The 11,248-nt window shown below is 61.3% G+C and carries 10 protein-coding genes; 6 read left to right on the top strand and 4 right to left on the bottom strand.

Features of this window, described 5'->3' with window-relative positions; all coding sequences use genetic code 11:
• Positions 1-111: 111 nt before the first annotated feature.
• The gene (locus FHT75_RS24150; RefSeq protein ID WP_028756199.1) at positions 112-639 is read right to left on the bottom strand and encodes a hypothetical protein; all 528 of its coding nucleotides are present in this window, start codon (positions 637-639) and stop codon (positions 112-114) included.
• Between the two features lie 187 nt (positions 640-826).
• On the opposite strand from FHT75_RS24150, the gene FHT75_RS24145 reads away from it, so the two are divergent.
• The 3 genes from FHT75_RS24145 to FHT75_RS24135 all read left to right on the top strand — a co-directional run bounded on the left by FHT75_RS24145 (position 827) and on the right by FHT75_RS24135 (position 3,269).
• Positions 827-2,038 carry an NADP-dependent isocitrate dehydrogenase gene (locus FHT75_RS24145; protein WP_028756198.1) on the top strand — a complete coding sequence of 404 codons (1,212 nt, stop codon included), beginning with the start codon at positions 827-829 and terminating at the stop codon, positions 2,036-2,038.
• Positions 2,039-2,107: 69 nt separating this feature from the next.
• Positions 2,108-2,554, top strand: coding sequence for a GNAT family N-acetyltransferase (locus tag FHT75_RS24140; RefSeq protein WP_028756197.1), 447 nt, complete (start codon positions 2,108-2,110; stop codon positions 2,552-2,554).
• Positions 2,555-2,642: 88 nt separating this feature from the next.
• Positions 2,643-3,269: a glutathione S-transferase family protein gene (locus tag FHT75_RS24135; protein WP_028756196.1), complete on the top strand. Its 627-nt coding sequence runs from the start codon at positions 2,643-2,645 to the stop codon at positions 3,267-3,269.
• A 51-nt stretch (positions 3,270-3,320) separates the two neighbouring features.
• Here the strand turns inward: FHT75_RS24135 and FHT75_RS24130 are convergent, their stop codons facing one another.
• Complete coding sequence (locus tag FHT75_RS24130) at positions 3,321-4,172, bottom strand: GyrI-like domain-containing protein (protein ID WP_028758076.1); 852 nt, start codon at positions 4,170-4,172, stop codon at positions 3,321-3,323.
• Positions 4,173-4,299: 127 nt separating this feature from the next.
• Here FHT75_RS24130 and FHT75_RS24125 point away from each other — a divergent pair, with 127 nt between their 5' ends.
• A complete protein-coding gene (locus FHT75_RS24125; RefSeq protein ID WP_028756194.1) occupies positions 4,300-4,932 on the top strand; it encodes a LysE family translocator in 633 nt (210 codons plus the stop codon).
• Positions 4,933-5,020: 88 nt separating this feature from the next.
• On the opposite strand, the gene alaS is transcribed toward FHT75_RS24125, so the two are convergent.
• Together alaS and recA are read right to left on the bottom strand one after the other, a co-directional pair.
• Positions 5,021-7,675, bottom strand: coding sequence for an alanine--tRNA ligase (gene alaS, locus FHT75_RS24120; RefSeq protein ID WP_028758078.1), 2,655 nt, complete (start codon positions 7,673-7,675; stop codon positions 5,021-5,023).
• A 154-nt stretch (positions 7,676-7,829) separates the two neighbouring features.
• A complete protein-coding gene (gene recA / locus FHT75_RS24115; RefSeq protein ID WP_003540131.1) occupies positions 7,830-8,924 on the bottom strand; it encodes a recombinase RecA in 1,095 nt (364 codons plus the stop codon).
• Between the two features lie 229 nt (positions 8,925-9,153).
• Between recA and FHT75_RS24110 the strand changes: the two genes are divergently transcribed.
• The gene (locus FHT75_RS24110) at positions 9,154-10,098 is read left to right on the top strand and encodes a carbohydrate kinase family protein (RefSeq protein ID WP_127430914.1); all 945 of its coding nucleotides are present in this window, start codon (positions 9,154-9,156) and stop codon (positions 10,096-10,098) included.
• An 88-nt stretch (positions 10,099-10,186) separates the two neighbouring features.
• Complete coding sequence (locus FHT75_RS24105) at positions 10,187-11,119, top strand: pseudouridine-5'-phosphate glycosidase (RefSeq protein ID WP_063475220.1); 933 nt, start codon at positions 10,187-10,189, stop codon at positions 11,117-11,119.
• The last annotated feature ends 129 nt before the right edge of the window (positions 11,120-11,248 follow it).

Raw genomic sequence — 11,248 nt, 5'->3', positions numbered from 1 at the left:
ATGCCGCAGAAGGATCGACAGATACCGCCGCAAGAGCGGAAATCAAACCACGGCAACGATCGGAACATTCGCCGGGCTCGAATCCTTCGGCATCGATCGAATGTGGCGCGTCTATTGGCCCTTGGCAATCAGCGCCATCGTCGCCTTCAGGGAATCACGGGCCTGCGTTTCGATATTCTCGGTGACGATATCGTCGATCACTGGCTTGCCGTCTTCTTCGACCACTTCGAAACGAACGGTCGTATAGTCCTTGGCATCGGGCGCATCGGAGCAGGCGGATTTCTGGAAGCGCACAGTCACCTCGGCCGTCCCGTTGACCACAGGTGCTGCCGCCATCGTCAGATCCTGCAGCGGGCAGGCATCCTGGCCGTTGACGATGACGTCGTAGTCGAACGGCGATATGCCGTCGTCGTCGACCGCGGGAAATTGCGCCGCCGCCTGGTATCTCGCGACGAAATCGCGGCTGTAAAGATGGTCGAGCCGGCTTGCGTCGAAGATGTCGGTCCAGTCGCTGTTATTGTCCGCCCAGTTGCTCTTGGTCGCGTCCATGATCTCCTTCACGGGGGCGGTGACATCGGCGGCATGGCCGATGCCGGAAAAGGCGATAAGGCTTGCGATAACAACGGCGATTGTCTTCATGGTCGAATATCCGAGGGGCGGCAAATCAAGGCGGACACTAGCCGAATTCCGGCACTTGGCAATGCAGCAAAAACGCATTGCAGAACCCGTTGCAGCTTTGCGTTCCCGGTTCACAATGCTATAGCGCTCCTCATCACGTCACCCACCCGGGACCCCGTCCCCCTTCAAGCTCGAACGAGGCAGATACATGAACAAGATCAAGGTCGCCAATCCCGTCGCCGATCTCGACGGCGATGAAATGACGCGCATCATCTGGCAGCTCATCAAGGACAAGCTGATCCATCCGTATCTCGATCTCGACATCGACTATTTCGACCTGTCCGTCGAAAACCGCGACGCCACCAATGACCAGGTGACCGTCGATGCCGCCAATGCCATCAAGAAGTACGGCGTCGGCATCAAGTGCGCGACGATCACGCCGGATGAAGCCCGCGTCAAGGAATTCAACCTCAAGGAAATGTGGAAGAGCCCGAACGGCACGATCCGCAACATCCTCGGCGGCGTCATCTTCCGCGAGCCGATCATTTGCCGCAACGTGCCGCGCCTGGTTCCCGGCTGGACGCAGCCGATCGTCGTCGGCCGCCACGCTTTCGGCGACCAGTACCGCGCCACCGACTTCAAATTCCCCGGCAAGGGCAAGCTGACGATCAAGTTCGTCGGCGAGGACGGCACCGTCATCGAGAAGGAAGTGTTCAACGCACCGGGCGCCGGCGTCGCCATGGCCATGTACAATCTCGACGAATCGATCCGCGAATTCGCCCGCGCCTCGATGATGTACGGGCTGATGCGCAAGTGGCCGGTCTATCTCTCCACCAAGAACACCATTCTCAAGGCCTATGACGGCCGCTTCAAGGACATCTTCGAGGAAGTCTTCGAGACCGAGTTCAAGGATCAGTTCAAGGAAGCCGGCATCACCTACGAACACCGCCTGATCGACGACATGGTCGCCTCGGCGCTGAAGTGGTCCGGTGGCTACGTCTGGGCCTGCAAGAACTATGACGGCGACGTCCAGTCCGACACCGTCGCCCAGGGCTTCGGTTCGCTCGGCCTGATGACCTCGGTGCTGCTGACCCCCGATGGCAAGACGGTCGAAGCCGAAGCCGCTCACGGCACCGTCACCCGCCACTATCGCCAGCACCAGAAGGGCCAGGAAACCTCGACGAACTCGATCGCCTCGATCTTTGCCTGGACCCGTGGCCTGGCGCATCGCGCCAAGCTCGACGACAATGCCGAGCTTGCCCGCTTTGCCGCAACGCTCGAAAAGGTCTGCGTCGATACCGTCGAATCCGGTTTCATGACCAAGGATCTGGCGCTCTTGATCGGCCCCGACCAGCCGTGGCTGTCCACCACCGCCTTCCTCGACAAGATCGACCAGAACCTCCAGAAGGCCATGGCGTAAGCCGGCCTTTCCGAGATAAGATCGAAACGGCGGGGATTTCCCCGCCGTTTTCAATTGGGGAATGAACCGATGACGGCCATCCTGCGACCGCTTGAACCCGCCGGCCGCGCCGCATGGGAACCCTTATGGGAAGCCTATCAGCGCTTCTATGAGGTGGTCATTCCGCCCGAAACCACCGATCTCACCTGGGCTCGCTTCCACGATCCTGACGAACCGATGCACGCGCTCGGCGCCTTTGATGAAGATGGCCGTCTCGTCGGCATCGTCCATGCCATCTTTCACCGCTCCTGCTGGCTGCCGCAATGGACCTGCTATCTGCAGGATCTCTATGTCGAAAACACCCAACGCGGGCTCGGCACCGGCGCCGCACTGATCGACGCCGTCGCCGACCTCGCCCGCAAAAACGGCGCAGGCCGGCTTTATTGGATGACGCATGAAACCAATGCAACGGCGCGGCGGCTCTATGACAGGATCGCCGAGCGCTCGGGTTTCATCCAGTACCGAAAGGCGCTTTAAGCGGCTGGGGTTGCACAAAGGCCTCGCCGCACTATTGATTCCGGGGAACGGCAAGACCGCAGAATTACGGCAGCACGAGGAGGATCTCATGACGGAAGAACTGGTATTCTACACGAACCCGATGTCGCGCGGCCGCATCGCGCGCTGGATGCTGGAGGAGATCGGCCAGCCCTATCGCACCGAACTGCTGACCTTCGGCGAAACCATGAAGGCGCCCGAATATCTCGCGGTCAATCCGATGGGCAAGGTGCCGGCGATCCGTCACGGCGATACCATCGTCACCGAATGCGCGGCGATCTGCGCCTATCTCGCCGACACCTTCCCCGAAAAGGCGCTGGCGCCGACGCCGGAGGAGCGCGCCCGCTATTACCGCTGGATGTTCTTTGCCGCCGGTCCGCTCGAATCGGCGGTAACGATGAAGGGGCTCGGCTTCGAAATTCCGAAGGATCGCCTACGTATGGCCGGCTGCGGCGGTTTCGGCGACGTCATGAATACGCTCGAAATGGCGGTCTCCGGCTCGACCTACGTCGCCGGCGAACGCTTCACCGCCGCCGACGTCTATGTCGGCTCGCATATCGGCTGGGGCCTCGGTTTCGGCAGTATCGAGAAGCGCCAGGCCTTCGTCGATTATTTCGGCCGCATCAGCGGGCGTGAGGCCTACAAGCGCGCGAATGCGCTGGACGACGAAGCCGGCAAGACGATGCAGGCGGCTTAATCTGTAAAACCTGGAGCGGCGGCCCGACCGCCGCTCCGGAGATATCCGCCGTCAGACAAGCGGCATGTGAATGTCCGTCAGAAGCTCGGTCGGCGGCACCTCGCGCGGATTGTTGAGATATTCCTCGAACATGAGCCTGTCCTTCAGTTGCCGGCCGGACTTCGGCAGCCATTCGGCAAAGAGCCATTGATAGGACTTGGGCATATTGGCATAGGGGCCCTTGTGGCGCAGCACGGCATAATCGCCGCCGTCGATCGTGCGCCGCTCGAACGGCGCATCGGCCGGCACGTCGGCAGCGCCGGTGACGCAGGCGATCGAACGCAGCTTTTCCAACGGCACGATATCGGGATCATCGAGATAGACGCCGATCATGCGCATCTCGGGCTTGGCGAGGCCGCGGGCATAAAGCGTGCCGAACAGCGTCTCGAAGGCCTTGTCGATCTGCATGTAGGAACCGGTATGGGCAACGCCGATCAGCTCGATCGGCCCGATCTCGCGTATGGTAACGTCTAACATCGCTTTGGTCTTTCCGTTGGGTGAGGGCTCATAGGCTGTGTGGCTTCCCTCTTTCCGGTAGCGGGCCGGCGGCATGCCGTAGACCGACTTGAAGATGCGATTGAAGGATTGGAGATTGGGATAGCCTGATCGCTTCGCTATTTCACTGACGGCAAGTTCCGTGCGGACGATCTCGCCTGCCGCATGATGCAGCCTGAGCCGCTTGACGGTTGCCGCCAGCGTCTCGCCGTAAATCGCCCGGTAGATCCTGTGCCAGTGATAGCTCGACATGCAGGCGATTTCGGCAAGGCGCTCCATATCCAGCTCCTCGTCCAAATGGTCGTGAATATAGGCCGAAACCCGTCGCAGACGGTTTTCATAAAGTGCCCATGCCGTTTCGCCGTTCATGTCAAACCTCGTGCAAATCGATCGGCCAAAGAAGAACATAACCCGATTTGACAAATCCTGCTGACTTGCGCTTTCGACGAATCCGGCATAGGGCGGAAGTCCGGCTCGAACCCAAAAGGAATGACTGATGCCGGATTTTTCAACATTGATGATTTTTGCCGCCGCAGCGCTGGTGCTGACAGCCACGCCCGGTCCCGACATGCTGCTGATCGCCTCGCGCAGTGTCAGCCAGGGACGCGCCGCCGGATTTCTGACCTATGCCGGCATCGCGCTCGGCACCTATTGCCACGCCCTTGCCGCCGCTTTCGGGCTCTCTCAGCTCTTCGTGACGGTGCCCGCTATCTATGAAGCAGTGCGCTGGGCCGGCTGCTGCTATCTTCTCTATTTGGCCTATAAGACAATCCGCTCGGAAGTCACCGCCTTTGCGCCAGCATCGACATTGAGACGGCTTTCGGGCAGACGCATCTTCTTTGCAGGTCTCGCCACCAATCTGCTGAATCCGAAAATGGCCCTCTTCGTCATGGCCCTCTTTCCGCAATTCGTGACTGCGCAAAGCGGCTCGATCACGATGCAGATGCTGGTGCTTGCGACCGTGCTGAACGGCATCGGCCTCGTCGTCAATGGAGCCGTCATTATTCTCGGAAGCCAAATTCGCACGCGGCTGGCCTCGCTCAGCCGCTTTCCGAAGATGCCGCAATATATGCTGGCGACTGTTTTTACCGGGCTCGCCTGCCGCCTCGCTTTGCAAGCGCGAAACTGACCGCCGCAGGCTTCTGCGCAAAATAAAACCGGCTGCGAAATCCAGATCTCGCAGCCGGTCCACATGTCAAACGCCGTCAGGCTGATGGTCAGCCTGCAAGTGCCGACGCAACTGCCTCAAGGGCTTCGTCGGCCTTGGCGCCATCAGGGCCGCCAGCTTGCGCCATGTCCGGACGGCCGCCGCCGCCCTTGCCGCCAAGCGCGGCAGAAGCGACGCGCACCAGATCAACGGCGCTGAAGCGATCAACGAGGTCGGGCGTCACGGCAACGACCGCGCTTGCCTTGCCATCCTCGGAAACGCCGATGAGCGTCACGACGCCCGAGCCGATGCTGGTCTTCCCGTCATCGGCGAGCCCCTTCAGATCTTTGGGATCGACGCCCGATATCGACTTGCCGAGGAACTTGACGCCGGCGACTTCGCGCACGGAATCGGCCGAGCCGCCCTGCCCGCCGCCCATGGCGAGCTTGCGCTTGGCGTCGGCCAGTTCCTTTTCGAGCTTGCGGCGCTCGTCGATCAGCGCTTCGACGCGCGAGAGAACGTCTGACGGTTGAACCTTCAGCGAGGCGGCAAGCGTCTTCACGCGCTCGTCCTGTTCGGCCAGATATTCGCGCGCCGATTCGCCGGTGACGGCCTCGATGCGGCGAACGCCGGCGCCGACGGCGCTTTCGCCGAGAACGCGGATCAGGCCGATCTGGCCGGTGGCTCCGACATGCGTGCCGCCGCAGAGTTCGATCGAATAGGGCTTGCCGGCCTTGGCGCCGCGCACACCCTCGCCCATCGCCACGACGCGGACTTCATCGCCGTATTTCTCACCGAACAGCGCCATCGCACCTTCGGCGATCGCATCGTCGACGCTCATCAGCCTCGTGGTGACCGGCGAATTCTGCAGCACGATCTCATTTGCCATATCCTCGACGATTTTCAGCTCTTCGGCCGACATCGGCTTCGGATGCGAAACATCGAAACGCAGGCGCTCGGGTGCTACCAGCGAACCCTTCTGTGCCACATGAGTGCCCAGCACTTCGCGCAGCGCCTCATGCAACAGGTGGGTTGCCGAGTGATTGGCGCGCAGGCGCGAACGGCGGGCATGATCGACCGTCAACGCGACAGCATCGCCATCCTTGACCACGCCTTCGATGACAGTACCCAGATGCACGAACAGGCCTTCGCCCCTCTTCTGCGTATCTGAAATCTCGATCTTGCCGTGGTCGGACGAGATCACCCCGGTATCGCCCATCTGGCCGCCGGATTCGCCGTAGAACGGCGTCTGGCTGACGACGATCTGCACCTTGTCGCCGGCCCTGGCCTCGGTCGAAACCGCGCCATCCTTGACGATCGCCTGCACGACGCCTTCAGCCGTTTCGGTGTCGTAGCCCAGGAATTCGGTCGCGCCGTGTTTTTCCTTGAGCTCGAACCACACGGTTTCGGTCGCCTTTTCGCCGGAACCGGCCCAGTGCGAGCGGGCTTCGGCCTTCTGGCGCTGCATCGCATCGGTGAAGCCGGAGATGTCGACGCCGATCTCTCGGGCACGCAATGCATCCTGCGTCAGATCGAGCGGGAAGCCGTAGGTGTCGTAGAGCTTGAAGGCGGTCTCGCCATCCAGCATATCGCCCTTGGAAAGATCCGTCGTTGCGTCCGACAGAAGCGACAGGCCACGTTCGAGCGTCTTGCGGAAGCGGTTTTCCTCGAGCTTCAGCGTTTCCGAGATCAGCGCCTCGGCGCGCACCAGCTCCGGATAGGCGCGGCCCATCTGCTGCACCAGCGTCGGCAGCAGCTTGTACATCAGCGGCTCCTTGGCGCCGAGCAACTGCGCATGGCGCATGGCGCGGCGCATGATGCGGCGCAGGACATAACCGCGGCCCTCATTCGACGGCAACACACCGTCGGCGATCAGGAAGGCCGAGGAGCGCAGGTGGTCGGCGATGACGCGGTGGCTGGCGCTGCCTTCCGCCTTGACGCCCATCGTATCCTCGATGGCGCCGATCAGTGTCCGGAAGAGATCGGTGTCGAACACGCTCTGAACGCCCTGCAGAATGCAGGCCATGCGCTCCAGACCCATGCCGGTGTCGATCGACGGACGCGGCAGCGGGTTGCGAACGCCGGGCTCCGTCTGTTCGAACTGCATGAAGACCAGGTTCCAGAATTCCAGGAACCGGTCGCCATCTTCCTCCGGCGAGCCCGGAGGTCCGCCCCAGACGTTCTCGCCCTGGTCGATGAAGATTTCCGAGCACGGACCGCAGGGGCCGGTATCGCCCATCTGCCAGAAATTGTCGGAGGTCGGAATGCGGATGATCTTGTCGTCGGAGAAACCGGCGATCTTCTTCCACAGCGTCGCTGCCTCTTCGTCTTCGGAATAGACGGTTACCAGCAGGCGATGCTTCGGCAGATCAAAACCTTCGGTCACGAGCTTCCAGGCAAGCTCGATCGCATTCTCCTTGAAATAGTCGCCGAAGGAGAAGTTGCCGAGCATTTCGAAGAAGGTCAGGTGACGCGCGGTATAGCCGACATTGTCGAGGTCGTTGTGCTTGCCGCCGGCGCGCACGCACTTCTGCGAGGTCGTCGCCGTCGAATAAGGACGCTTTTCCAGGCCGGTGAAGACATTCTTGAACTGCACCATGCCGGCATTGGTGAACATCAACGTCGGGTCGTTGCGCGGGACGAGCGGGCTCGACGGAACAATCTCATGGCCGTTCTTCTTGAAATAGTCGAGGAAGGTCGACCGGATATCGTTCACGCCGCTCATGCTATGCCCTTCAATGCTGCCGGAGGCAGGTAAATACAAATCCATCGGCTTTTAACGTTCGCCTCCGCCACTGTCCAGCAGACAAACAAAACCGGCCGCATTCTCATCAGGAATGCGGCCGGCTGGAACTGACTGATGAGTTCAAGCGCGAAAATTACATTTCCGCAGTGGCATCGCCATCGCCGTCATCGGGATCCGGTCCGCCGTTCTGCAGGAAGCGGTCGGCGATCAGGCCGGCATTCTGGCGCAGCGACAACTCGATCTCGCGGGCGAGATCCGGATTGTCGCGCAGGAAGGTCTTGGCGTTTTCACGACCCTGGCCGAGACGCTGGCTGTTATAGGAGAACCAGGCGCCCGATTTCTCGACGATGCCGGCCTTGACGCCGAGATCAACCAACTCGCCGGTCTTGGAAACACCCTCGCCATACATGATGTCGAACTCGACCTGCTTGAAGGGTGGCGCCATCTTGTTCTTGACGACCTTGACGCGTGTCTGGTTGCCGATCACCTCTTCGCGCTCCTTGACCGCGCCGATGCGGCGGATGTCGAGGCGCACGGAGGCATAAAATTTCAACGCATTGCCGCCCGTCGTCGTTTCCGGCGAACCGAACATGACGCCGATCTTCATGCGGATCTGGTTGATGAAGATCACCATGGTGTTCGACTTCGAGATCGAAGCGGTTAGCTTGCGCAGCGCCTGGCTCATCAGGCGCGCCTGCAGGCCGGGAAGGCTGTCGCCCATCTCGCCTTCGATTTCGGCGCGTGGTGTCAGTGCGGCGACCGAGTCGACGACGAGGACGTCGACGGCGCCGGAGCGCACCAGCGTATCGGTGATTTCAAGCGCCTGCTCGCCGGTATCGGGCTGCGAGATCAGAAGGTTCTGCAGATCGACGCCAAGCTTGCGGGCATAGACAGGATCGAGCGCATGCTCGGCATCGACGAAGGCGCAGATACCGCCCTTTTTCTGCGCTTCGGCAATGGTCTGCAGCGCAAGCGTCGTTTTACCGGAGCTTTCCGGCCCGTAAATTTCGATGATGCGGCCCCTCGGCAGGCCGCCGACGCCAAGTGCGATATCGAGGCCAAGCGAGCCGGTCGAGATCGTCTCGATCTCGACAACGTTCTCGTTGGAGCCGAGTTTCATAATCGAGCCCTTGCCGAACGACCGCTCTATCTGTGAGAGTGCCGCTTCAAGCGCCTTGCTTTTGTCCACCGATTTGTCCTCTACCAGCCGCAATGAATTCTGAGACATCCGATCCACCTTTAGGTTATTGAAGCCGCCCAAGCAATGTCGAGTTTGTACCCTATTTGTTCCACTCTCGCAATAGGCGATCAAACAATTGAAAGAAAAAGGTAAAACGGCCCGTGTTCTGTATTTGTTTTATCGATGAAAAGCAACGACTTAGATGTAAAGTGCCGGCACCCGCGCACAAAAACCCATCCCATCGATTCGCACGTCGGGCATCTGGAGAGTGCCTGAAATGAAAAGAAAGATTCTCGTTCTCGGCGGTGCCCATATCGATCGGCGCGGCCGCATCTCCGGCGAGACAGCGCCTGGCGCCAGCAATCCCGGCACCTGGTTCGAGGAGCCCGGCGGCGGCGGCTTCAATGCGGCGCGCAATCTCGCAAGGCTCGGTTTTCAGGTGACGATGATCTCGCCGCGCGGCGGCGATCCCAACGGCGAACTGGTCGGCGAAGCCGCCGATTTCGCCGGCATCGACGACCGGCCTTTCGTCTTCCTCGACCGCAAGACGCCGAGCTACACGGCGATCATCGAGAAGGACGGCAATCTGGTGATCGCCCTGGCCGACATGGATCTCTACCGCTTCTTCGTGCCGCGGCGTCTATCCATCCGCTGGGTGCGGGAAGCTTTCGACGCCCATGATTTCATCCTCTTCGATGCCAACCTGCCGGAAGAGACGATCGCCGCGATCGTCGCCAAGGCGCATTCCCTGGCCAAGCCCGTCGCGGCGATCGCCATCTCGCCGGCCAAGGTCGTCAGGCTGAAACCCTGCATCGGAGATATCGACTACCTGTTCCTGAACGAGGCCGAGGCCGCCGCCCTGACCGGTGAGCAGCCGGAAGACGCCGCCGGCTGGCCACCATTGCTGAACGAGATCGGCATCAGGAATGCCGTCGTCACTCGCGGCCGGCGCGAACTCGTCGCGCTTTGCGGGCACCGCGCCGTGACGCTGCAGCCGCCGATCGCCGACACCGTCGCCGATGTCACGGGTGCCGGCGATTCTCTTGCGGCCGGCACGCTCGCCGCCTTGATGCTCGGCCTGCCGCTCGAGGAAGCCGTCCGCCACGGCACCGCGGCCGCCACGCTGACCGTGCAGTCGCGGCACGCCGTCAACGAAAATCTGACGCCGGATCTTTTGAATGAGGCGCTTGCCCTTGTTCCCAAGATCAGAATTCTGCATTGAAGCGACTAATTAAAGAGTTGAGCATGATGCCGTCCGAAAACCGCCCACACTTTTCGGCATTATGTTCTGTCGATCATAGGACAAGACCATGACCAAGCCCATCTCCCCTCTTCTGCCGATCGCCTATTCGAAGGAGGTTGCCAGCGCCAAGCAGCGCGGCGCGCCGCTGGTGGCGCTGGAATCGACGATCATCACCCACGGCATGCCCTATCCCGGCAATATTGAGATGGCCCGCAGCGTCGAGACGATCATCCGTGAACAGGGAGCGGTGCCGGCAACGATCGCCGTCATTCATGGCACGTTGCATATCGGTCTTGAAGCCGCGGAATTGGAACAGCTCGCCAAGGCGACCGAGGTGATGAAGGTGTCGCGCGCCGATCTCGCCTTCGCGATCGCCGAGCGCCGCACCGGCGCCACCACGGTCGCGGCGACGATGATTGCGGCAGCGCGCGCCGGCATCCGCGTCTTTGCCACAGGCGGCATCGGCGGCGTACATCGCGGCGCCGAGGAAAGCTTCGATATATCAGCCGACCTCGAGGAGCTCGCCCGAACCGGCGTCATCGTCGTCTGCGCCGGCGCCAAGGCGATTCTCGACATTCCGAAGACGCTGGAAGTGCTGGAAACCCGCGGCGTGCCTGTCGTCACCTATGAGAGCGAGGAATTCCCCGCCTTCTGGTCACGCTCCTCGGGCATATCAAGCCCGCTGTCGCTGAACAGCCCGGCCGCCATCGCCAATTTCCAGACGGTGCGCGAACAGCTCGGTGTCGACGGCGGCATGCTCGTCGCCAACCCAGTGCCGGAAGTCGACGAAATCCCACGCGAGGAGATGGAAATCTATATCGAGCGGGCGCTGGATAGCGCCGAGCGCGACGAAATCACCGGCAAGGCTGTGACGCCCTATCTGCTCTCGACCATCTTCGACCTGACGGACGGCCAGAGCCTGAAAACCAATATTGCGTTGGTGGAGAACAATGCGCGGCTTGCCGCCGAGATTGCGGTGGCGCTGCGGAATGAGGATTGACGGGTAGGTCGGTATGGCCGTGACAGATAGATGGTGCCGAAAAAGCCCCTCTGCCTGCCGGGCAGAGGGGCTGGCACGGCACAACCGTGCCAGAGGCGATGTGTGGCACGCCCTCTCTCGGGCGCACCC

The sequence above is a fragment of the Rhizobium sp. BK112 genome (assembly GCF_014193215.1).
GTDB lineage: Bacteria > Pseudomonadota > Alphaproteobacteria > Rhizobiales > Rhizobiaceae > Rhizobium > Rhizobium anhuiense.
The sequence above is the reverse complement of the archived record's forward strand: the minus strand, read 5'-3'. Positions and strand labels throughout refer to the sequence as shown.

Bases quoted from the DNA above. Each gene is read 5' to 3' on its own strand.
- FHT75_RS24150 (WP_028756199.1), bottom strand. From the start codon at position 639: ATGAAGACAATCGCCGTTGTTATCGCAAGCCTTATCGCCTTTTCCGGC.
- FHT75_RS24145 (WP_028756198.1), top strand. From the start codon at position 827: ATGAACAAGATCAAGGTCGCCAATCCCGTCGCCGATCTCGACGGCGAT.
- FHT75_RS24140 (WP_028756197.1), top strand. From the start codon at position 2,108: ATGACGGCCATCCTGCGACCGCTTGAACCCGCCGGCCGCGCCGCATGG.
- FHT75_RS24135 (WP_028756196.1), top strand. From the start codon at position 2,643: ATGACGGAAGAACTGGTATTCTACACGAACCCGATGTCGCGCGGCCGC.
- FHT75_RS24130 (WP_028758076.1), bottom strand. From the start codon at position 4,172: ATGAACGGCGAAACGGCATGGGCACTTTATGAAAACCGTCTGCGACGG.
- FHT75_RS24125 (WP_028756194.1), top strand. From the start codon at position 4,300: ATGCCGGATTTTTCAACATTGATGATTTTTGCCGCCGCAGCGCTGGTG.
- alaS (WP_028758078.1), bottom strand. From the start codon at position 7,675: ATGAGCGGCGTGAACGATATCCGGTCGACCTTCCTCGACTATTTCAAG.
- recA (WP_003540131.1), bottom strand. From the start codon at position 8,924: ATGTCTCAGAATTCATTGCGGCTGGTAGAGGACAAATCGGTGGACAAA.
- FHT75_RS24110 (WP_127430914.1), top strand. From the start codon at position 9,154: ATGAAAAGAAAGATTCTCGTTCTCGGCGGTGCCCATATCGATCGGCGC.
- FHT75_RS24105 (WP_063475220.1), top strand. From the start codon at position 10,187: ATGACCAAGCCCATCTCCCCTCTTCTGCCGATCGCCTATTCGAAGGAG.